This window comes from Devosia sp. (assembly GCF_048261455.1).
GTDB lineage: Bacteria > Pseudomonadota > Alphaproteobacteria > Rhizobiales > Devosiaceae > Devosia_A.
This window is the reverse complement of record NZ_JBLXGA010000003.1, coordinates 156,026-178,826: the sequence shown is the minus strand read 5'-3', so window position 1 is coordinate 178,826 and position 22,801 is coordinate 156,026. Positions and strand designations below refer to the sequence as shown.

At 64.1% G+C, this 22,801-nt stretch carries 15 protein-coding genes; 8 read left to right on the top strand and 7 right to left on the bottom strand.

Going from position 1 to position 22,801, the window contains the following annotated elements; translation table 11 throughout:
• Positions 1-57: 57 nt before the first annotated feature.
• Complete coding sequence (locus ACN0TK_RS04770; protein ID WP_417308310.1) at positions 58-1,179, bottom strand: glycosyltransferase family 4 protein; 1,122 nt, start codon at positions 1,177-1,179, stop codon at positions 58-60.
• 149 nt (positions 1,180-1,328) lie between these two features.
• On the opposite strand from ACN0TK_RS04770, the gene ACN0TK_RS04765 reads away from it, so the two are divergent.
• Positions 1,329-2,801 carry a lipopolysaccharide biosynthesis protein gene (locus ACN0TK_RS04765; RefSeq protein WP_417308309.1) on the top strand — a complete coding sequence of 491 codons (1,473 nt, stop codon included), beginning with the start codon at positions 1,329-1,331 and terminating at the stop codon, positions 2,799-2,801.
• A gap of 4 nt (positions 2,802-2,805) precedes the next feature.
• Here the strand turns inward: ACN0TK_RS04765 and ACN0TK_RS04760 are convergent, their stop codons facing one another.
• The 3 genes from ACN0TK_RS04760 to wecB are packed head-to-tail and all read right to left on the bottom strand — an operon-like array spanning position 2,806 to position 6,115.
• The gene (locus ACN0TK_RS04760) at positions 2,806-3,618 is read right to left on the bottom strand and encodes a WecB/TagA/CpsF family glycosyltransferase (protein ID WP_417308308.1); all 813 of its coding nucleotides are present in this window, start codon (positions 3,616-3,618) and stop codon (positions 2,806-2,808) included.
• 3 nt (positions 3,619-3,621) lie between these two features.
• On the bottom strand, positions 3,622-4,971 hold the full coding sequence (wecC, locus tag ACN0TK_RS04755) for a UDP-N-acetyl-D-mannosamine dehydrogenase (RefSeq protein ID WP_417308307.1): 1,350 nt from the start codon (positions 4,969-4,971) through the stop codon (positions 3,622-3,624).
• Positions 4,964-6,115 carry a non-hydrolyzing UDP-N-acetylglucosamine 2-epimerase gene (gene wecB, locus ACN0TK_RS04750; RefSeq protein WP_417308306.1) on the bottom strand — a complete coding sequence of 384 codons (1,152 nt, stop codon included), beginning with the start codon at positions 6,113-6,115 and terminating at the stop codon, positions 4,964-4,966. Before wecB ends, wecC begins: the two co-directional genes overlap by 8 nt.
• A 201-nt stretch (positions 6,116-6,316) precedes the next feature.
• Here wecB and ACN0TK_RS04745 point away from each other — a divergent pair, with 201 nt between their 5' ends.
• Complete coding sequence (locus ACN0TK_RS04745; protein WP_417308305.1) at positions 6,317-7,759, top strand: hypothetical protein; 1,443 nt, start codon at positions 6,317-6,319, stop codon at positions 7,757-7,759.
• Here ACN0TK_RS04745 and ACN0TK_RS04740 read toward each other — a convergent pair.
• Complete coding sequence (locus ACN0TK_RS04740; protein ID WP_417308304.1) at positions 7,751-9,016, bottom strand: VpsF family polysaccharide biosynthesis protein; 1,266 nt, start codon at positions 9,014-9,016, stop codon at positions 7,751-7,753. The genes ACN0TK_RS04745 and ACN0TK_RS04740 overlap by 9 nt on opposite strands.
• Before the next feature lie 126 nt (positions 9,017-9,142).
• On the opposite strand from ACN0TK_RS04740, the gene ACN0TK_RS04735 reads away from it, so the two are divergent.
• On the top strand, positions 9,143-10,717 hold the full coding sequence (locus tag ACN0TK_RS04735; RefSeq protein WP_417308303.1) for a GumC family protein: 1,575 nt from the start codon (positions 9,143-9,145) through the stop codon (positions 10,715-10,717).
• A gap of 8 nt (positions 10,718-10,725) precedes the next feature.
• Positions 10,726-11,844 (top strand): glycosyltransferase, encoded by a 1,119-nt coding sequence (locus ACN0TK_RS04730; protein WP_417308302.1) that lies wholly within the window; start codon positions 10,726-10,728, stop codon positions 11,842-11,844.
• Between the two features lie 6 nt (positions 11,845-11,850).
• Here ACN0TK_RS04730 and ACN0TK_RS04725 read toward each other — a convergent pair whose 3' ends face one another.
• Positions 11,851-12,339 carry a hypothetical protein gene (locus ACN0TK_RS04725; RefSeq protein WP_417308301.1) on the bottom strand — a complete coding sequence of 163 codons (489 nt, stop codon included), beginning with the start codon at positions 12,337-12,339 and terminating at the stop codon, positions 11,851-11,853.
• Between the two features lie 190 nt (positions 12,340-12,529).
• Here ACN0TK_RS04725 and ACN0TK_RS04720 point away from each other — a divergent pair, with 190 nt between their 5' ends.
• The 4 genes from ACN0TK_RS04720 to putA all read left to right on the top strand — a co-directional run bounded on the left by ACN0TK_RS04720 (position 12,530) and on the right by putA (position 21,695).
• Positions 12,530-13,978, top strand: coding sequence for an exopolysaccharide biosynthesis polyprenyl glycosylphosphotransferase (locus tag ACN0TK_RS04720; RefSeq protein ID WP_417308300.1), 1,449 nt, complete (start codon positions 12,530-12,532; stop codon positions 13,976-13,978).
• A 180-nt stretch (positions 13,979-14,158) separates the two neighbouring features.
• Entirely contained in the window at positions 14,159-16,012 is a 1,854-nt protein-coding gene (locus ACN0TK_RS04715) for an ABC transporter ATP-binding protein (protein WP_417308299.1), read from the top strand.
• Positions 16,009-17,922, top strand: a complete 1,914-nt coding sequence (locus ACN0TK_RS04710; protein ID WP_417308298.1) for an ABC transporter ATP-binding protein — start codon at positions 16,009-16,011, stop codon at positions 17,920-17,922. Before ACN0TK_RS04715 ends, ACN0TK_RS04710 begins: the two co-directional genes overlap by 4 nt.
• Positions 17,923-18,128: 206 nt before the next feature.
• Entirely contained in the window at positions 18,129-21,695 is a 3,567-nt protein-coding gene (gene putA, locus ACN0TK_RS04705; RefSeq protein WP_417308297.1) for a bifunctional proline dehydrogenase/L-glutamate gamma-semialdehyde dehydrogenase PutA, read from the top strand.
• 3 nt (positions 21,696-21,698) lie between these two features.
• On the opposite strand, the gene ACN0TK_RS04700 is transcribed toward putA, so the two are convergent.
• Positions 21,699-22,772: an ABC transporter ATP-binding protein gene (locus ACN0TK_RS04700; RefSeq protein ID WP_417308296.1), complete on the bottom strand. Its 1,074-nt coding sequence runs from the start codon at positions 22,770-22,772 to the stop codon at positions 21,699-21,701.
• Positions 22,773-22,801: the final 29 nt, after the last annotated feature.

Below are 22,801 nucleotides of genomic sequence, written 5' to 3'. Positions count from 1 at the left end.
GTCGCTACCTCACACGTCCGTGATACCGGCTAATACGCTTCGGTGCCACGGAAGGCCTTAGTTAGTCTTAACGTCGCGGGCCTGTTTCCAAGTATTGATCATCGCATCGGCAAATGGTTTGACGTCCAGATGCGCCCGATGAAACGATCGCGCAGCTGTTCCAAGCCGCTGGCGTAATGCGCTGTCGCCAATCAGCCGGTGCAATGCCTGAGTGAGTTCTTTGACGTTGCCGGTCTCCACCAGAAGGCCGGTCTCGTTGTTGATGACGATGTCCTCGACAGCGCCAACCGGCGTGGCGACGACCGCCAGACCAGCGGCCATGCCCTCGATGATCGACACAGGCAGGTTCTCGACGAAGCTGGGCAGGACGAGGATGTCGGCCGACGCCACGAGCTGGGCGACGGTATCGCTATCCACCCAGCCCGGAATGGCGACCCGGTCCGCGATGTCATAGTTCTGCGCGGCATGGCGCGCCTCCTCGACGCCGCCGTCGCCAGCGAGCGTTGCACGCCAACCCGGCACATCTTTCAGTGCGGCGAGGGCCTCGCCCAACTGGGGCACGCCCTTCATGTCGGACAGCCGGCCCAGATAGAGGATGTGGACCGCGTCGCCACGGTCCGGCTGCAAACTCGGTTGCGGCGCGGCATTGGGGACGACGGTGATGCGGTCGGCGGCGGCCGGCGCGCGGTTCGCGACGAAACCGCGCCAGACCGAACCGAGGACGACGATCCCGGCTGCGTGGTTGAACATCGACAGGATGGCGCGCGACATGAGGGGGGCACTGTCGGCCCAGAACTCACGATAGTTGCCGCCATGCAGGTGCAGCACATAGGGCACGCGCAGCACTCGTGCGAAGGCGGCGATGATCAGCTTGCGATAGGTGCTGCCGTGGCTCGACAGGTTGATGTGCAGCAAATCGAGCCGACCGGTCAGCCGCAGCCAGACCATCAGCAACATGAAGCGGGCAAGATAGAAGGGCGACGTGATGATATGGCCGGGGCCGCGTGTCGCGGAAAACCGCACGGTCAGGCCCGGACGATCCTCGGTCTTCACCGCATTGCCGAGCGTCGCCATGATGCGGTCGATACCGCCCTGACCGTTGGCACCCGTCGGCATCGTGACAAGCACGTCGAGCTTGGTGTCGATGTCCACTTTGTCGATGTCCACTTTGTGGAGCATTCCCAGTCTCCGTGAGCATTCTCGATACTCCGGTGGAGACCCCGGACCAAGCAAAGCCGCGTCGCAAGGTTTACAGACTTGTCTGCGTGCCCGAACCGATTCACCTAAGCGCAGTATTTGGCTGGTTATGTTGGGTTTCGGCGGGCGATATGGCGCCGCTACCGTTCGAAAGTCGCAACCGCGTGCTGCTCCGCTCAACCCTCATTTATGCGCCGGCCATTTTCCTCACCCGGATCTCGGCGCTGCTGCTGCTGATCATCGCCACACGGCTGATCGATCAGGATGAATACGGGTTACTGACACTGGTCGTTTCAGTCGGTGAGATGACGGACGTGGCGGTCACCAACTGGCTGCGCATCGCGCTGGTTCGGCTAGGCGGCAAGGGCACCATCAGCCGAGGGAGCCTGGCGCTGGCGGCGCGGGTGCTGGTGATCACCACGGTTGTGGCCATCGCGCTCTCGGTGGCCGCTGCCGGGTTCATCGCGCCGGAGCGGGCATGGGAATTCAGCCTCGCGGTTTCCGGCTATCTCGTCGTCGGCGCGGTCGGGCGCTATGCGCTCAGCGTGCTGCAGATGCAGCAGCGGCATAGCGTCTATTCGATGATGGAATTCCTTCGCGCCTTCCTGCAGCTGGTGCTGCCGGTGACGGCGATGCTGGTGTTCAAGGACCAGTTTCTCACCGTGTCACTGGCGTCCAGCCTCGGGTGGCTGATCGCCGGGCTGGTGGCGCTGGCGCTGGCGCTGCCAAAGACGGTGCCCGGCCCGTCGCGCTTCAGCTACCGCGAGCTCTTCGCTCTGGGGATTCCGCTGATCGTCATCGCGGTCATGGGCTTCGGGCTCAACAGCGCCGAGCGTGTGCTGCTCAAGGTGTACTATGACGCCGGCGCCGTGGCGATCTTTGCCGCTGCATATGCGCTGGCGCGCCAGCCCATCGATCTCGTCTCCAACGCCATCAACATGGGTGGCTTCCCCGAGGTCGTGGCGCGCTTTGATGCCGATGGTCCCGAGGCGGCGGCCAGTTTTCTGTCACACACCATGGCGCTAATGCTGCGCCTGACGCTGCCGATCGCAGCGCTGCTGGTGGCGCTCAGTTCCGACATCGTCCAGCTCGTCCTGCCGCCCGAGTATCACGGCGCGGCGGCCCAACTGTTCCCGATCATCGCCTTCAGCGTGATCTGCGCCAACCTCACCGCCTTCGTCTACGAAGTGGTGATCCTGGCGCACAAGCGGCCGATCCTGATGGTCATGGTCAATGCGCCGGGTTCGGTGGTGACCATCGGCCTGTCGGTGCTGCTGATCCCGATGTTCTCGGTCGTTGGTGCGGCCTTCGCGCTTGCAGGCGGCATGCTCACCAGTCTCATCGCCTGCATCATCGTCAGCGAGCGGCTCACCCATATTCCCGTGCCGTGGCGCGATATCATGCTTTCGGCGGGCATCGCTGTGCTGAGCGGTGGCACGGCCTATATCGCCAGTACGTTGTTGGCCGATCTGTGGGTGATCTTCCGGCTGGGCTTTGCGGGCGCGGCAGGCGGCAGTGTGTTTCTGGCGCTGAACGCCATGCTGTTTCCGCGTGAAACGGCGGATTTCGCCCGCAGGCTGAGGCTGCGTTTCAGCCGGAGCTAGTGGTTCAGTGGGGCAGGGACCGTGTGGTCTTTGCCGCAGCTGCGGACTTTTTGTGCTTGCGCCACTCCCGCCACAAGAGCCCTGCATAGGCGGTGTTGGTTTCGTAGTAGCGGCGCCACAGCCGACCGGGCTCCTGCAGCACGCGATAGAGCCACTCGATCCCCAATTTCTGCCAGAGCGCCGGGGCGCGGCGCACCTTGCCGCCATAGACATCGAAACTGCCGCCTACACCCATGATGAAGCTGGCGCCCAGATCGTTGCGATGGCGCTTCAAGAAGCGCTCCTTGCGCGGGGTCGGCATGGCAACGAACAGGCAATCGGCGCCTGACGCGCGGATCGCCGCGACCACGTCGTCCTCGTCCTCGGGCTTGAAATAGCCATCCTGCATGCCAGCAATTTGCAGCGCCGGATATTCACTGGCGAGTCGTGCGCGCACCTTGTCGAGCACGTCCGGTTCGGCGCCCAGCAGATAGGGGCGGAAGCCCTCACGGGCGCAGATCTCGAACAGGCGCTGCATGATGTCCACGCCGGCGACGCGTTCGGGCACGTCAATACCGAACAGCCGCGCGCCGATCACCACGCCCGCACCGTCGATATTGATCAGGTCGGCACCGGCGACATCCTCCATCAGCTCGGCGCTTTTCTGCATGTTCACGAGCTTGGAGACGTTCACCACGGTGTGGTGCATCTGGCTCTTTGTGCGCATGGCCTCGGTTGCCAGCGACAGTGTTTCGTCCATCGTCAGCAGATGCACCGGCGCGCCGAGAAAGTGCGTGCGCCGTTTCCCGAGCAGGGGATGTGCAGACCAGTCAGCCATGGATCACGCGGCGTCCCGGTCGGAGGCGCGGCGCAGCGGATGACCGCGTTCGCGTTCCTCGCGGGCCTTGCGGCCCTCGATCCGCGCGTCGGGCCGTTTGGCCTTGGCCCAGGTCCACAGGCCGCGGGTGTCGACCAGTTTCTTGTCGCCTAGGGCCTCGGGATCGATCAGGGCAAACTGCCGGTGGTCGACCAGCAGCACGACGATATCGGCTTCGTCGATAGCCGTCAGGGCATCCCTGAGTTCCACGCCAAGATCGGTCAGTTCTGCCGGCAGCGCGCGGGTGTTCGGCTCGCAAGCAAGGATTCGGGCATCAGGCAGTTCGGTCAGAAGCTTCACCACCTCAACGGCGGGGCTTTCGCGTAGGTCGTCGATATTGGGTTTGAAGCTCAGTCCGAGGCAGGCGATCGTCTGCGTCTTGCCCGGCTCCAGCAGCGCCTCGATGTCCCGCACCACGGTGAAGGGGCGGTCCGAGTTGATGCGCCGCGACGAGCGCATCAGGCGGGTGTGTTCCGGCGCCGCGTCGATGATGAAATAGGGGTCGACCGCAATGCAGTGGCCGCCGACGCCGGGGCCCGGCTGCAGGATGTTGACCCGCGGGTGCTTGTTGGCGAGTTCGATCACCTCCCACACATTCAGCCCCAGATGCTGGCATACTGCCGCCAGTTCATTGGCGAAGGCGATGTTGACGTCGCGGAAGGCGTTTTCGGTCAGCTTCACGAGCTCGGCGCTTTCGGCGCTGGTCATGAACAGGTCGCCGCCGACGAAGCGCGAATAAAGTTCCACCGCGCGGTGCGAGGAGGCGACCGAAAGCCCGCCTACGGACCGGTCATTGTTGATCAACTCGGCCAGCACCTTGCCGGGCAAAACGCGCTCGGGGCTATAGGCCACCATGACCTCGGCATCCTCGCCGAAGGCGCTCGGAAACTTGAGGTCAGGCCGCAGGCCGGCGAGCTGCTTTTCGAGCTGGCGGGTTGTGCCGACCGGAGACGTCGATTCCAGCACAACCAGATCACCCTGCTTCAGCACGGGCGCGATCGAGCGGCCTGCCGCGAAAATGTAGCTGAGGTCGGGCTTGTGATCCTCGTCGATGGGCGTCGGCACGGCGATGATGAAAGCATCAGCCGGCTGCGGTTCAGTGAAGGCCTTCAGCTTGCCGTTGGCGACGACCTTCTGGATCAGCCCGTCGAGATCGGGTTCGACGATGTGGATCTCGCCGCGGCCGACTTTTTCGACCACCGTCGGATTGACGTCGATGCCGATCACATCGAGCCCGCGGCTGGCGAGAATGGCGCAGGTCGGCAGGCCGATATAGCCCATGCCGATCACGGATACGGTGTTGATCTCAGCCATGAAGCAGTCCCTCCAGGATACGGGCGCTCGCCCTGCCATCGCCATACGGATTGTGTCGCTCGGTCATGGCGCGATAGGCGGTCGCGTCGTCGAGCAGGCGCGTCGTGGTGTTCAGAATTTTCTCGATGTCGGTGCCGACGAGGATCGCTGTGCCGGCGGCGACGCCTTCGGGGCGTTCGGTGTTCTCGCGCATCACCAGCACCGGCTTGCCCAGCGACGGTGCCTCTTCCTGCACGCCGCCGGAATCGGTCAGCACCAGATAGCTGCGCTTGAGTAGGTACAGGAACGGCAGATAATCCTGCGGGTCGATCAGGTGGATGCCCGCGACGTCCCCCAGTTCGGCGTCGACCACACCCCGTACATTGGGATTGGGATGGACCGGATAGACGATCTGCACGTCGCCACGGGCGGCCAGTTGCTTGAGGGCCTCGCAGATCCGGCCGATGCCGCCGTCGAAATTTTCGCGGCGATGCCCGGTGACAAGGATCAGGCGCTTGTCGGCATCAAGGAATGGAAAACGGGCTGCCAGGTCGGCATCGCGCTGGCTGTCGGTCTCCAGCGTGCCCGAAAAATGTAGCAGCGTATCGATCACCGTGTTGCCGGTGACGAAAATCCTGTCCGGATCCTTGGCTTCGGCCACAAGGTTGTCGCGTGCCTCGTCGGTCGGGGCAAAGTGCCAATGGGCTATGTCGCCGACGATCTTGCGGTTCAGCTCTTCGGGGAAGGGCGAATTGATGTCGTGGCTGCGCAGTCCGGCCTCGATATGGGCGACGGGGATGCGTTTATAGAAGGCCGCAAGGGCCGCTGTCATCGCGGTCGTCGTATCGCCCTGAACCATCACGATGTCCGGCCTCGCGTCAGCCAGCACGTCTGCCATGCTGGTCAGAACGCGGCTGGTGACATCGAAGAGGGATTGGCCGGGCTGCATGATGTCGAGATCATAGTCGACGGGCAGGCCGGTCAGGGCGATGATGGCGTCGACCATCTCGCGGTGCTGGGCGGTGACGCAGATGCGCACGTCAAAGTCAGCATGGTCCAGCGCAGCCCGGGCCACGGGAAAGCACTTCAGCGCCTCGGGGCGTGTCCCGAAGACGATGAGCAACCGCTTGGTCGCCTGCGTTTCTGGTGATCCGTTTTCGTCCATAAAGACCTGAGGTGGTGATATGTTCGCGACCGGAAGAAACTATGCGTCGTTCCTTCTACGCTGTGTTGGTGCTGCCCAAAGCCAAGAGTTTACGTATGCTTAACGTCGGTAGCCGTTCTTACTCGGATGCCAGCTGCGGGATTGGTTCGTGTAGGTGCTTACCCGCCGAAGCTTTAAAATGGATTTGAGGTCTGCACGAAATTGAATAAAATTCTGCTTATCGTGCATCGGGATCGCGCCCGGGCCTGGGAGCGGGCATTGGTCAGCCGGCTCGAAGAACGCCGCTGGCATGTGGCGGTCGCGCATGGAGAGCCCGCGCAGGCGTCAGCATCGCTCGACGCCATACTGGCGCTCGAAGCGCGGCGTTTCGGCGACGGGCTGGCAACGCCTGGGGCAGCGCTCGATCCCGTTCCGGAAACAGGACCCGTGGATCTCGCCGTGGATCTGACCGGCTCCGCGTCAGCTGCAAACACACCTGTCCTTACGCTCAGTTTTTCGGGCCAGCCCAGCTACGCCGCGGGTGTGACCCGGATGCTGGCCACCCGGGACTTGCCCGAACTCATCGCCCGGCTCGATGGTGTTGCCGTCGCGCGGGCTCGGCCGATGATCTCGGACCGGCTGTGGCTCAGCCGGGCCAGCACAGAACTTCTGGCGGGCGCCATCAGCCTCGTCGAACATTGCGTTGCCCGTTTCACCCTCGGCCAGTTGACCCCACTTGACGATGCGCCTTCGACACCGAAGGCAGAGAACCGCGGATTCGTCCTCCCCTATCTTTCCAACCTGGTGCCTCAGGTGGCTGGTCGTCTGCGCTCCAAGCTCGCGGCGACCCGGCCGTTCTATTGGCAGACCGGCATCCGTCCACTGCCCGAGGCCGGTGACGTGGCGCACAGCGGCCGGATGGAGGGCGCCGCATTTGCAACCCTGCGTGACGACGGTTCGGTGTTTTACGCCGATCCTTTCCTCGTCGCGCACGGCGGGCGCCCCTATCTGTTCGTCGAGGCGTTTCCCTATGCGACCGGCCGTGGCGTCGTGGCTGTCGCCGAGCAAGGTAGCGAAGGTCAGTTTCAAACGCCCCGCGTGGTGCTCGAGGAGAGCTATCATCTGAGCTATCCGCAGGTGTTCGCGCATGATGGCGAGATGTTCATGCTGCCCGAGGGCGGCGCCGGGCGCGAACTGGTCCTCTATCGCGCGACGGCCTTTCCCGACGCCTGGGTGCGCGACACGGTCCTGCTCGACAATCACGAAATCGGCGACGCCACGCTGCTGGTTCGCGATGGGCGCTACTGGCTGTTTGCGACGGAGCGGTTCGGCGTCGGCAGTATCAGCGACACCATGGTGATCTATTCGTCCGACTCGCTGCGCGGGCCCTATCAACCGCATCCGCTGAACCCGATTGTCGTCGACAGAGCCGCGGCGCGACCGGGCGGCGCCTTCATCGCAATCGACGGCCGCACGTATCTGCCGGTGCAGGATGGCACTGAGTCCTATGGCGGCGGGCTAGGACTGGTCGAACTGGTTGAACTGGATGAAGCCCATGTGCGGTTCGGGCCGGTGCGACCCATTGAACCCGGATCGGCCTGCCCGCGGCCCATCCACACGCTCAATGCCGCAGCCGGGTTCGAAGCGGTCGACTGGTCAGCCTAGGCGCGCCGGTGCGGGCGGAGATCGCTGGTAGGCGATCAGCAGCACCACGACGATACAGAACATCGCGGTCTTCGATGACAGGGCATTGTTGGACAATACGGCAAGCATGAAGGTCAGTGTCGCCAGTTTTCCGGCGACCGGGGCGTTCCGCAGCAGCTGGTACATCATCCGGCCCACGACCCAGACGAAGAACAGCGCCAGTGGGATGCCGAACAGGAACACCACGACCACAACCGAGGATTCGATATAGGGCAGGTTGAGCTTGGTGTTGACGATCTCCAGCACCGCCGACAGGTCCTTGCCCATCAGCAGTTCGCGCGGCGTTGCATAGCCGAAGACTTCATAGACAGTGATGCGCGCCATGAAGTTCTCGTCGAACAGCGTATCGCCGAAACGGCTCAGCAGCCCGGCGGCGAACATCAGGCTGATCAAGGCCGCCCCGGCCACCAGCGTCATCACCAGCACGATCGTCTTGGCCTGGCGCTCATGCCGCGCACTCAACTGGGTCCACGGCACGAAGAGCAGCAGCAGGACGATCTGCATACCGGCAATCAGCAGCGCCAGTCGCGCACCCGATGCGGCGCAGCCGATGAACAGCACGAACGCCGCCATAAGCCGCAGCCACAATGGCCAGCGCGCCAGCGTGGCAAAGCCGATGCCGGTGGCGCACATGGCGCCGAAAGCCAGCGGGTGCTCGGTCAGCCCGGTGGGGCGAAAAACATCTTCGGTCAGCGGGTAGGGCAGCACGCGGGTTTGAGTAACAGCCTCGAAAATGCCGATCAGCGCGCTGACCAGCAGCATGATCAGCGTCACGTCCCCCAGTGCCCGGCGCGCCTCGGCGTTCTGCGACAGCATGATCAGCCCTGCGGCGCCGGCCACGAGATAGGTGTCGAGCACGAAGCCCGAGGATCCTGCCCGACCGGTTACCACCATGAAGCCGATCAAGCCGATCAGCAGCGCGCTGTAGCGCACGAAGGTGCGGAACAGGGTGATCTCATGTCCGCGCAGTACAATGGGCCGGCTGAAGAGGGCGAACGGCAGCAGGGCAAACAGGGCGTAGCTGCCGAAGTGGACCTTTTCCCAGGTCGCGCCTTCGAGGGTCGAATATTCGACCATCGAGTTCATGATCTCGGGCGTGATGCTGAAGCGCATCAACAGAGCGACGGCCGTGAGCAGGAAGAAGACGAGCGACAGCGCGTTCTGGCGCCGGGCGTCGTCGCCTCCCACAAGCTGCGGTTCCGCCGCCGAATAGCTCACCAGTTTACCCTTTCTTCGCAGGGCTTGCATACGGTTTACCAAGTTACGCCATTCCGGCTCGGGCCGGTATGCGCTGGTGTATAAGCACTAAAACTAGTTCAGTTCTGAGAATGAGGCGTTAACGTCATGTCCGACATTACGGATCGGCCGCAGGCCGCACGGACCGCCTCTGGCGCGCGTGCCTTCGCCCGGCTCGACGTCGGGCAGAGCCGGGCACGGGCCACGACGCCATCGCAGCGCCCTGCGCCGTCTGCCGGCAGCTATGAGGCACCGCGGGCCGAGGCGACGCCAGTGGAAACGGTCACCCTCGCCAAGGTCGGCGATTTCCTCGAGCTAGATTTTCGGCGCCTGTTCGCCTGGCTGCGCGCGGGCATCCCGCTGATCGTCATTTTTGCCATCCTCGGCGTGGTCGCGGGTGGCGCCTTTGCCGTGCTGGCGACGCCGAAATACACGGTTTCGACCGATATCCTGATCGATCCGACCAATCTTCAGGTCGTCAGCGACGATATCTTCTCGCCGCCGGGGCAGGTGGACGGCCAGATGATGAATGCGGGCAGCATGCTGCGTGTTCTGACCTCGGGCAACGTGCTGATGCGCGTCGTGGACCAGCTCGATCTCGTCAACGACCCGGAATTCGTCGAGCCGCCAAAGCCGTCGCTGTTCGACGGGCTGTTCGGCAGCAAGGACGATGGCCCGGACGTCGACCCGCGCCTCACTGCGCTGGACCATCTGAGCAAGAACGTCGGCACCGTGGCCGATGAGACCAGCTATGTGGCCACTCTGCGCGTGACCAGTGAATCCGTGGCAAAGTCGATCGCACTGGCGGATGCGATCTTCAAGTCCTTCCAGCTCGAGCTCGCCAATGCCGAGACCGACAGCGCAGCCCGCACTGCGGCGGCGCTCAATGGGCGCCTCGCCGAGCTCAAGGCCGATGTTAAAACGGCTGAGGAAGCGGTCGAGACCTTCAAGCGCGAGAAAGGCCTGTCCTCCAGCGCGGGCGAGTTGATGTCGTCGCAGACAATGACCCAGCTCAACCAGCAGATGGTCGAGGCCGAAGCCAATGTGATCGCTGCGCAATCGGCTTATGACGAACTGGTAGCTGCGGGTGCGAATGCCAGCTCGGCCGGCACCCAGGCCTCGACGACGCTTGCCACCCTGCGCGCCAGCGCCGGCGCGTTGCAGCAGCAGCTCGACGCGCAGTCGCGCATTTATGGCCCACGTCACCCGACCATCGTGCGGCTCAACACCGAGCTCGGTGCCGTCAACGCCCAGATCCGCACGGAAATGGGCCGGATCGTGGCGGCTGCGAAAACCTCGCTCGACGAGGCCAAGGCGTCGCTGGTGGCGCTCACCAACCGCGCTGCGACGATGGAAGCCGATGTGTTCACCGACAATGATGCGCTGGTGACGCTGCGCGAACTCGAGCGCGACGCGACATCGAAGAGCACGATCTACGAAGCCTTCCTGACGCGGGCCCGCGAAGTGACCCAGCGCGAGCGGATCGACACCACCAATGTGCGGGTTATTTCCAGCGCCGTACCGCCCAAGGCCCGGTCCTATCCGCCGCGTACGGTCATTCTGCTTGGGCTTGGTGGCGCAGCCGGGATGATGCTCGGCGTGGGTCTCGCTGTCCTGCTCGGCATCTTCGGCGATATGCGCCGGGCCAAGCCGCGTCGTCCCGCGCGAACTGCCGCAGCCTGAGGCCGCACTTGGCTTCTCGCGAAACGATTGTCTTCCATGTCCCGACCCTGAGAGGCGGCGGGGCGGAGCGCGTCTGGGTGCTGATGGCCAACGAGCTGGCCGCGCGCGGGCACGATGTGACGCTCTTCACCTGGAACGGCGAAGGGCCCAACGCAGCCCTGCGGTCTGACGGGGTGCGGCTCGTCGATCTCGGACTTGAGGTGAAGGGCGATGGTTTCGGCAAGACCGGCACGCTGCGGGGCCTTCTGAGTTCCATTGCCTTCATCATCGAGCACCGGCCTGCAGCGCTCTACAGCGCGCCGGAATTCGCGAACCTGATGATGGCATTGGCGCTGATCGCCAGTTTCAGCCGGGCGAAGTTCTTCCCGAGCTTTCATGCCGCGGCCTCGATCCCGACTGAGCGGATCGGCTCGCAGATCGCATCGTTTCTGGCGCGGCTTGTGACGTTGCGCGCAACCCGGGCCATTGCCGTCTCGGCCGGTGTGGGGCGCGATCTCGAGGCGCGCGGTATTCCAAGCCGCAAGGTTGCCGTCATCCACAATCCTTTGCCGCCTGCGCGCAGCGGTGAGACGACGCCCTACCCGTGGCAGGATGCGCTTGCCGAAATGGGGTCAGGGCCGGTGGTTGCAACGGCCGGCCGGCTGGTCGGCGTCAAGGATCAGGCGACCTTGCTGCGCGGGTTCGCAACGCTGAGGGCCGAACGACCGGCACGGCTGGTGATCTTCGGGGCAGGGCCGCTGGAGGCGTCGCTGAAGCAGCAGGCCAATGATCTCGGCATCGCGACCAGCGTGCTGTTTGCCGGCTATGTGAACGATCCCGAGGCGATCTATGCCGCGGCGGATCTCTTTGTTCTGACCTCTACCTCCGAGGGCTTCGGCAATGTGCTGGTCGAAGCCATGGCAGCGGGTGTTCCCGTGGTCTCGACCGACTGCGAGCATGGCCCGCGCGAAATCCTGGCAGATGGCCGCTATGGTGGTCTGGTGCCAGTGGGGGATGCCGAGGCACTGGCCGTCGCAATGGCAAAAATGCTCGACGCGCCGACGGGGGTGGACCTGTTGCAGCAGCGTGCCGCCGATTTCACACCGCAGCGGATCGGGGATCGCTACGAGGCCCTGCTCGATGCCTGATGGAGACTAACCTGCGGTCCGGCGAAACAGCTCAATGACATTGTCGCGCTGGCCGTCCGGGTGTCGCTCATCGGCGTCAAAGCGATGCTCCGTGCCGTCCTGCGTCCCGCCGCCTGCAAGGCCCGTGGGATGAAGCGTACGCACGCAGGTCAGCATCTGGTCCGGTGTCACCGGCTTTTGCAGCACCACATCAATTCCTGCGGCGCGCAGTGGCGCATGGAAGGCCGGTGCCGCCCGGGTGACGGCGATCTGCCGTAAAGAGGTTCTGGCCACCGTGCGCAGGCTGTGAGACAGCTCGCGGACATCGAGCCGCGGCAGATCGCAATCGATCACCGCGATCGCGGTGCCGTGCGATGCGATGAAGCGCGTCATCGCCATGACCGTAGCGAAAACCTCGACGCGAAATCCGCCTTCTTCACGAAGCGTGCGGCCCAGAATGGCGGCAAAGGCCGCGTTGGCGGCCAGCAGGGCGACGATGGGCTTGGCAGTCGGCATGACGGTCGGTCCGGACGAGGCAGAGTGTCCTTCTATCACGCCCGATTCCGATAGCTCCGGTGAACGTCCGACAGCGTTAATCTATTCAAATTGCATCATTAACCCCGACTTAACCCAATGCTTGGGATGTGAGAGGAGCACGTGTTAGTTCGGAGTTCGGACGTAACGTCCCACAAAAGCGGCAAGACAAATGGCTCAGGAAAACATCGGACAGCGGGTACAGGTTGAGCGACGCAGCGCGCGTCGGGTCAACTCGAACCTGCAGACGCTCAGCACCATGCTGGGTGTCGGCGAAGGTCTGCTGGCCGGCCTGACCATGCTGCTGCCCGCACTCGCCTACCACGTTGTCCTGCTCGATGTGCCGCTGTCGCAGGTCAACCTGGTGCTCTATGGCAGCTACGCCCTGGTGACGAGCCTCCTTTATGGCAGCTTTTCCGGCATCAGCGCCAAGCGCTATCTGGGCCAGGCCAAGGCCGACAAGGTCGACGTGCCGTTTTCCGAAAGTCTGCTGAGCTGGACCGGTGCCTTCTCGATTGCGCTGTTCGCCGCCTTCCTGCTGGGCATTTCCGGCGACCTGTCGCGTGTGTCGATGCTCACCGCCTTCGTCATCGGCGTGCCGGTGCTGCTCATGGGCCGGGGCTTTGCCTACTCGGCGCTGGGCCTGCGCATCCGCACGGGTCGCCTCCAGTATCAGCGGGTCGCCGTCATCGGCAGCAAGGATGATGTGCAGCGGTTCCTGCGGGCCGGGTCGCTGTGGCGCGCCGGCTATCAGCTGGCCGGCACACTCAATGTCGATCATGCCCGGAACTCCGCCGACGAAATCCTCGAATTCGCCGCCCGCAATGTCGCGCAGGGCGCGCAGTACGTGGTGCTGGTCGGTGACATGGGCGATGTCGACGGTCTGAATGCCATCGCCAACAAGCTGAAGCGCTTTTCGGTTAATGCCGTCTGCGTGCCGGCGACGGACAATGACACCTTCAAGTTCCTCGATGTCGTGCCGCTTGGCCCCAACAATGCCGTGCGCTTCCTGCGCAAGCCGATGAGCGACGGTGCGGTAGCGCTGAAGCGCAGCTTCGACCTGGTCCTGGCCGGGCTTGGCGTGCTGGTCCTGTCGCCGCTGTTCGCCGTCATCGCGATCCTGATCAAGCTCGAGGGTCCCGGCGCCGTGTTCTACCGCCAGGAGCGCCGTGGCTTTAACGGCGAGACTTTCCGTATCTGGAAGTTCCGTTCGATGCGCGTCACCGAGAGCGGCCACAAGATGACCCAGGCGCAGGTGGGCGATCCGCGCATCACCCGCATCGGCGCCTTCATCCGCCGCACCTCGATCGACGAACTGCCGCAGCTGTTCAACGTGCTGAGCGGCGAGATGAGCCTCGTCGGCCCGCGCCCGCATGCGCTGGTGCATGACGACGAACTCGGCACCCAGGTCGCCACTTATGCGCACCGCCAGCGCATCAAGCCGGGAATCACCGGCTGGGCACAGGTTAACGGCTACCGCGGCGAGACCTCGACGATCGAGCAGATCAACGGGCGCACCTCCCATGACCTGTTCTATGTCGACAACTGGTCGATCTTCTTTGACTTCTGGATCATCGTGCTGACGGTCTTCTCGCCCAAGACCCGCCAGAACGCCGTCTGAGCGACAGCCATCCGAGGGGCTCGCCTCCTTTCCGTCAGGCGGGAAGTCAGAAAGTTTTTTGCATGCCTGCCTTGCGGATAACGCAAAACAGGGTCAAAAAAGCGCTCTCCCACTGATATCAGGCCGAGTCCGATCGCCGTAGTGCGGTCGCCGGCCTTCATACACGTTTGGAATTGGAAATTGGCTGGTTCTTCTGGTCAGCGCGGTGCTGCGCCGCGCGACAACGCATTTGCTCATGTGGCGGCGGCGGAGAGCGGCAAGGGTCTGCCCACGCTGTGGCGCATTCTGGTGCTGGCGCTACGGCATCCGTGGCAGGTAGCGCTCACGCTGGCCGCAACCTTTATTGCCACTTCGATGACTCTGTCGATTCCCCGCCTGCTCGGCCGGGCGGTGGACGAAGCCGCGGGTATCCTCGATGGTGCGGCCGACGCGCAGAGCGCGCTGATGGTGACTGCGCTCCTGCTGCTCGGTGCCTCGATCGGGCGCGGCGTCTTCACCATGGTGCAGAACTACTGGGGTGAGGCCGTCGGCCATCGCACTGCCTATGCGCTGCGGTTGGCGATTTACGAGAAGATCCAGCGGCTCAGCTTTTCCTACCACGACAAGGTTCACACCGGCGATCTGATCACTGTGGGCATGCTCGATCTCGAAGGCGTGCGCATGTTCTTTGCGACGGCCGTGGTGCGGGTGTTTCTTCTGGGCATCCTCATCGGCGTCGGCGCCTACATGCTGCTCAGCACCGATCTGGGACTGGGCCTTCTGGCGCTGTGCTTCGTGCCCTTCGTCGCCTGGCGATCGTCGGTGACGCAGCTGCGCCTCCGCGCCACCTGGCTCAAGCTGCAGGAAATGCTGCAGGGCGTATCGCGCGTGATGGAGGAGAACCTCGGCGGCATCCGCGTGGTGCGGGCCTTCGCCGGGCACGACTACGAGATGAAGAAGTTCGACGAGGCCTCCGCAGCCGCGCTGAAGCTGCAGCACCAGCGCATCTCTATCCGCGTCGGCAACACGTCGATCATGAACTTCTCATTCTTCCTGGCCATGGGCCTCGTGCTGCTATTCGGCGGCGAAAAAGTGATGGCCGGCGAGATGACCGTCGGCACGCTGGCGAGCTTTCTGACCTTCATGACCATCCTGCAGATGCCGGTGCGGCAGCTCGGACTGATGGTCAATGCCTTCGCCCGTGCCTCGACCTGCGGCAACCGGCTGTTCGACTTGCTCGATCTGGAGATCGAGATCCGCGATAAGCCGGGCGCCAAGGACCTCGAGGTCACCGATGGCGTGCTGAGTTTCGAAAATGTCGACTTCGCCTATCCCAGCGCCCCGGGCCGCCCGGTGCTGCGTCAGGTCAGTTTCGAGGCGAAGCGCGGCGAGACGGTCGGCATCGTCGGCCCGCCGGGCAGCGGCAAGTCGACCATCGCCCATCTCATTCCGCGCTTTTATGACGTTACCGCCGGCAGCGTGAAGATCGATGGCCAGGACATCCGGGACGTCACGGTCGGTTCGCTGCGCCGCGCGACGGCCGTGGTGCAGCAGGACTCGTTCCTGTTCACCACCAATATCGAGAACAACATCGCCTATGGCGATCCGTGGGCCAAGGAGCCGCGCATCGCCAAGTCGGCCGAGTTCGCGCAGCTGCACAACTATATCATCGGTCTGCCGACCGGCTATGACACCGTCGTCGGCGAGCGCGGCGTGTCGCTGTCGGGCGGTCAGCGCCAGCGGCTCAACATCGCTCGTTCGCTCATGCTGCGGCCGGCCATCATGGTGTTCGACGATTCCACCGCAGCGGTCGATGCCGGCACCGAGCAGCGTATCCGCACCGCGATGAAGCGCTTCTCGAAGGATCGCATCACCATCGTCATCTCGCATCGGCTGAGTTCGCTGATGCATGCAGACCAGATCCTGTTCGTCGAGGACGGCACCGTCGTCGAGCGCGGGACACACGAAGAACTGCTGGCACTCGGCGGTCGCTACAGGGCGCTTTACGACCTGCAGGTGAAACCCGGTGACGAGCAGCTGGAGATCGCCCAATGACCCCCGCCACCCTTCTCAATACCGAGGACGACGAGAGCGAAGATCGCGGCCGTCGTCCGCCGCGCGCCGAGGTTGGCTCCAGCCTCGATAAGGAAGAAGAGATTTTCGGCAAGGCCTACGACCCCAAGGTTGTAAGCCGCATCTGGGAATTCGTCGGCCCCTACCGCAGCCAGATCTATCTGTCGGTCGCCGCCGTCCTCATCTTCACGCTGACCCAGCTGGCGATCCCGCTGCTGATCCGCTTTGCCATCGACCACGGCATGACCGTCGATGCCGAAAACAGCGGCCGGGTGGTGCTCTACTGGGTGCTGGTCGGCTTCTTTGCGACCGTGGTGATCAACTACGCCGCCAGCTGGGTGCAGGAAACCGTGGTCGGCAAGGCGGCCGAGCATGTGCTGTTCGATCTGCGCCGGGCGATGTTCACCCGGCTGCAGAAGGTGTCGCTCAGCTTCATGGACAAGACCGAAGTCGGCCGGATGATGAGCCGGCTGATGGGCGACGTGAACTCCATGCAGGAGTTTCTCGAGACCTCGGTGCTGTCGGTCGGCGACATCGTGCTGCTGTTCGGCATTATCGGCGTGATGCTGTGGATGGATGTTCGGCTGGGCCTGCTCACCATGGCGACCATGCCGATCCTGTTCGTCGTGCGGCTGTTCTGGCTGCCGCCTGCCAAGAAAAGCTTCATGGACGCGCACCACACCAACTCGTCCGCCAATGGCGCGCTGGCCGAGGGCATCAGCGGCGTGCGTACGGTGCAGAGCCTCGACCGGCAGAAGGTCAACTTCGACCTCTATGAGGAAAAGGCCCACGCCAACCTGCTGACCCATCTGCGGGCAGCCAAGTTCGCCCAGGTCATGGTGCCGATCGTCGACACGCTCACCGGCATCTCCATGGCCACGGTCGTCGTCTTCGGCGGCCAGATGGTGCTGGGCGGCGAACTCGACGTCGGTGTAATGGTGGCGTTCCTGTTCTACATCCAGCGCTTCTTCGACCCGATCCGCTCGCTCACCATGCAGTATTCGGTGTTCCAGCGCGCCATGAGCTCGGGGCAGCGCATCATCGAGGTGCTCGATGTGCCGGTCGACATCACCGACAAGCCTGACGCGGTGGAGCTGACCAGCGACATGGACGGCTCGGTCGAGTTCAAGAACGTGACCTTCGGCTACCGCAAGGGCCAGCCGGTGCTGCGCAATGTCAGCTTCCGGGTCAATCCGGGCGAGACCGTCGCGATCGTCGGCCCGACAGGCTCCGGCAAGTCGAGCTGCATGTCGCTTGTCCATCGCTTCTACGAGGTCTGGGACGGCTCGGTGACGGTTGGCGGGCATGACGTGCGCGATGTCACTCAGGATTCGCTCGGCCACGAGGTTGCGATGGTGCTGCAGGAGCCGTTCCTGTTCACCGGCACTGTGTTCGAGAACATCCGCTACCGCATGACCGACGCGACGAGGCAGGACGTGATCCGGGCCGCCGAGGCCGTGGGTGCGCATGAGTTCATCATGTCGCTGGCCGATGGCTATGACACCGTGGTCGAAGAGCGCGGCGGCAACCTGTCGCTCGGTCAGCGCCAGTTGATCAGCTTCGCGCGGGCGCTGGTCGCGGACGCAAAGATCCTCGTGCTCGACGAGGCGACGGCCAATATCGACAGCTATACCGAGATGCTGATCCAGAAGGCGCTGAAGCGGCTGCTGGAAGGACGTACGGGCCTCGTCATCGCGCATCGGCTCGCGACCATCCGCGGCGCCGACCGGATCATCGTGCTGCAGAATGGCGAGTTGCTCGAAAGCGGCAACCATGACGAACTGATCGCCAAGCAGGGGCTCTATTCGCGCCTCTACACGATGAACTACTCCAGCTTTGACGATCTGCCGGGGCAGGGCGAAGTCGCTGCCGAAGTCGGCAAGGCGACCTGAAGCCACGCGCGATCGACCTCATGCCACGGGGCGGGGGCGAGCCATCAGGCCGCACCCGCCCCGTGCCGTTTTCGCTGGCAATTCATCGCGTTCGGGACGATAGGTTGCCGCCATTCGCCGTAGATTTCGCTCTTATGGCCGATGAGGCTTGAGCATCACATTTTCCACACACAAATCAGACCTGTTGGCAAAATTCGGTCCAGGAGATGTTTATGCAGCAGCTCGATGAGCTCCGCGGCCGCATGCGCGCGGCCCTACTTGCCGATGAGAACGATACGGTGGCGCGGCTGATTGCCGATGCCGACCTCGACGACACGGCACGTGATGCCATCGGCACCGAGGCCACAAAGCTCGTTGAAACCGTTCGCAATGCCTCCTCCGCTGGCATGCTTGAGTCCTTTCTCGCGGAATACTCGCTGTCGACCCAGGAGGGCATCGCGCTGATGTGCCTCGCCGAGGCGCTGTTGCGCGTGCCCGACAACGCCACCATCGACGAGCTGATCGAAGACAAGATCGCCACCAGCCGCTGGCACGAGCATCTCGACCGCGCCAACAGTCCGCTGGTCAATGTCTCCACCTTGGCGCTCACCCTTTCCGGTGAAGTGCTGCGCGATTCCGGCGCCGGCATCGCCGGGTTGATCCGTGGCTTCGTCCAGCGCATCGGCGAGCCGGTGATCCGCTCGTCGGTCATCCAGGCGATGAAGATCCTCGGAGGCCAGTTCGTCCTCGGGCGCGATATCGACGAGGCGACCGATCTGGCGCGCAAGGCGGAGCGCAAGGGCTACACCTACTCCTACGACATGCTGGGCGAAGCGGCCCGCACCGCCGAGGACGCCAGACGCTATCGCGCGGCCTATGCCGAGGCGCTGGCCGTGCTCGCTGCCCGCTCCACCGATGGTTCGGTGCGCGACAACCCGGGCGTCTCGGTCAAACTGTCGGCGCTGCATCCGCGCTATGAGTTCACCCAGCGCGAGCGGGTGATGGACGAACTGGTCGAGCGCGTTCTGGCGCTGGCGCTCATGGCGCGCGGCGCCAACATCGGTCTCAATATCGATGCCGAGGAGGCCGACCGGCTCGATCTGTCGCTCGACGTGATCGCCGCGGTTCTGTCCGATGATCGTCTTGCCGGATGGGATGGGTTCGGCGTCGTGGTGCAGGCCTATGGCCAGCGCGCCAGCCATGTCATCGACTGGCTGCACACGCTTGCAGAAAAGTATGATCGCCGGGTGATGGTACGCCTGGTGAAGGGCGCCTATTGGGACAATGAGATCAAGCGCGCCCAGGTGATGGGGCTCGATGGCTTCCCCGTCTTCACCACCAAAGCCGCCACCGATGTCAGCTATATCGCCAACGCCCGCCGCCTTTTCGAGCGTCGCGACCGCCTCTATCCGCAATTCGCCACGCACAACGCGCATACCGTCGCTGCCGTCATGCATCTCGCCAAGGCGATGGAAGTGCCTGACGACGCCTGGGAGTTCCAGCGCCTGCATGGCATGGGCGAGCGGCTACACGAAGTGCTGTCCAAGACCCACAAGACGCGCACGCGGATCTATGCGCCGGTCGGCCGTCATGCCGATTTGCTGGCCTATCTCGTCCGCCGCCTGCTCGAGAACGGGGCCAATGGCAGCTTCGTCAACATGATCGCCGATCGTGACGTGCCGGCGGCCGATGTCGTCGCCGATCCCTTTGTCGAGGTCGCCAAGGCCCAATCGCGGGTGAAGCCGCCAGCCGAACTGTTCGCGCCGGCAAGGCGCAATTCGCAGGGCCATGATCTGACCGATCCGATCGCCGTCACCGAGCTGCTGGCCGCGCGCGATGCCTTTGCTGACAGGCAATTCACCGTGCCACCACTGCCGGCCGATCAGCATGCCGATGCGGAGATGCTGACCCGGTTCGAGATCGCCAACCCGGCCACCGGTACGCCCGTCGGCGAAGCCATCGGGGCAGGGCCCCAGGCGGTCGAACTGGCCATTGCCAGCGCCAAGGATGCGGCGCCCGAATGGGCCGCGCGCCCGGTCAGCGAACGCGCCATCATGCTGCGCCATGCGGCAGATCTGTTCGAGCGCAACACGCCGCTGTTTCTGGCGCTGTGCGCCCGCGAGGCCGGCAAGACCATCGCGGACGCCGTGGGCGAAATCCGCGAGGCGGTCGACTTTCTGCGTTACTATGCGGACGAAGCGGAATCGATCAGCGACACGCGCGCGCCGCTCGGTGTCGTCACCTGCATCTCGCCTTGGAACTTCCCGCTCGCGATTTTCACTGGCCAGATCGCTGCAGCGCTGGTCACCGGCAACGCCGTGCTGGCAAAGCCCGCCGAAGCGACGCCGCTGATCGCGGCAGAAGCGGTACGGCTGATGCATCAGGCCGGAGTGCCAGAAGAGGTGCTGCAATTGCTGCCGGGTGCCGGCGCTGTGGTCGGCACCGCGCTGGTCTCCGATCCGCGGATCGATGGCGTCGTGTTCACCGGCTCGCATCCGACTGCGCAGCGTATCGACCAGGCCATGTCCGACCATCTGGCGCCCGGCGCACCACTGATCGCCGAGACCGGCGGGCTCAATGCGATGATCGTCGATTCAACCGCACTGCCCGAGCAGGCGGTGCGCGACATCCTGGCTTCGGCGTTCCAGTCGGCGGGGCAGCGCTGCTCGGCCCTGCGCATCCTTTATGTGCAGGAAGACGCCGCCGATCGCGTGCTGGAAATGCTCTATGGCGCGATGGACGAGTTGCAGCTCGGCGACCCCTGGGCGCTCGAAACCGATATCGGCCCGGTGATCGACGCCAAGGCGCAGCAGCGCTTCGAGGATTATATCGCTGGCTTCGCTGAACGCGGCGCCCTGCTGCATCGCGTTTCGGCGCCGGAGAGCGGGCATTTCGTTGCCCCCGTGGCGCTGAAGGTCGATGGCATTGGCGATCTCGAAGAAGAGACCTTCGGGCCGGTGCTGCATGTCGCGACCTTCAAGGCCGAGGCGTTCGACGCGGTGATCGATGCGATCAATGCGTCGCACTATGGCCTGACGTTCGGGCTGCATACCCGCATCGACGGGCGGGTCGACGAGGTGGCGGAAACCGTTCGGGCCGGCAATATCTACGTCAACCGCAACCAGATCGGCGCCGTCGTCGGATCACAGCCGTTTGGCGGCGAGGGGATGAGCGGTACCGGGCCCAAGGCCGGCGGGCCAAACTACCTGCGCCGCATGTGGCGCGCGCCGACGCGCTACGCGCCGTCTTCGACGCCCAATCCGCTGTCGGGCCTCTCCATCGGGTTCGCCATCGCGGCGGTGGATCAGGTGCGCATCGCGCTCGACAAACTGCAGATCACGCCGAAGGCCCGGCAGATGCCGGGGCCGACGGGCGAGAGCAACACGCTCTACACCTGGCCGCGCGGTATCGTCTTATGTCTCGGGCCGGACACCGAAGCCGCCGAGATGCAGGCCACGCTGGCGCTACAGCAGGGCAATGGCGTCCTGGTCGTGTGCAAGGGCGCTCAGGATGTGGCGGATCGACTGGGCAAGAACGGCGAGCCGATCGGCGGCATGGACAAGAAGCTATCCCCCGCCGCCATCGAAGCCGGACTCGGCGTCGACGCTATCATGCATTTCGGCGAGGACGATCAGCTCAAGCCCTGGCGGCAGGCCCTCAGCCGCCGCGACGGCGCTATCATTCCGCTGATCACGCGGCCCGAGGACGCAGAACTGCTGATCCTCGAGCGGCATGTGTGCATCGACACCACCGCCAGTGGCGGCAATGCGGAATTGCTGGCGGGGCAGGACTAGCCGCTAGAGCGTGCGCCCGTCCGCTGCGAAGACATGGCAGCGGGCGGGGTCCACATAGGTCGCCAGCTTGCCGCCCGGAGCGACCTGCACCTGCCCGTCGACGACGATGGTCAGGCTCTGTCCGTCCGCGGTGCGGGCATAGACCATGGTCTGGCCGCCAAGGTGCTCCACCAGGTCGACAGTCACATCGGCCAGCGGCACGCCCGAACCTTCAGTGATGCCGATATGCTCTGGCCGCACGCCAAAGGTTACATCGCCAGTGGCATCGAGCTTGCGGTTGACCACCACGCTGCTGCCGCCGGTGATCAGCTTGGTGCCGGCTGCGTCGCTGCCATCAATCTTGGCTTCGAGGAAGTTCATCTTCGGCGAGCCGATAAAGCCGGCGACAAAGCGGTTGCGTGGGTTGTTGTAGAGGTCCAGCGGGGCGCCGACCTGCTCGATGATCCCGGCCTGCAGCACGACGATCTTGTCGGCCATGGTCATGGCCTCCACCTGATCATGGGTCACATAGATCATGGTGTTGCCGAGGTCGTTGTGCAGCTTGGCGATCTCGACGCGCATCTGCACACGCAATTCGGCGTCGAGATTGCTCAGCGGTTCGTCGAACAGAAAGATATTGGGCTCGCGCACGATGGCACGGCCGATGGCCACGCGCTGACGCTGCCCGCCCGACAGTTGCTTGGGCTTGCGCTTCAGCAGCGGCTCGATCTGCAGAATGGCTGCCGCCTGGTTCACCCGCTGGGTGATTTCAGTCTTGGGCAGCTTTGCCGTTTCGAGGCCGAAGGCCAGGTTCTGGTAGACGCTCATATGCGGGTAGAGCGCATAGGACTGGAACACCATGGCGATGCCGCGCTTGGCAGCCGGCACTTCGTTCATGCGCTGGCCGTCGATCATCATGTCGCCGCCGCTGATCGGCTCCAGCCCGGCGATCATGCGCAGCAGGGTGGACTTGCCGCAGCCCGAAGGGCCGACAAAGACAGCGAATTCGCCCGGATCGATGGTCAGGTCGACGCCGTGGATCACCTCCACGTCACCGTAGCGTTTTACGACCTTGCGCAGTTCGACGCTTGTTGCCATCAGCTGTTTCCTCCGGTCCGTGTTGCCCG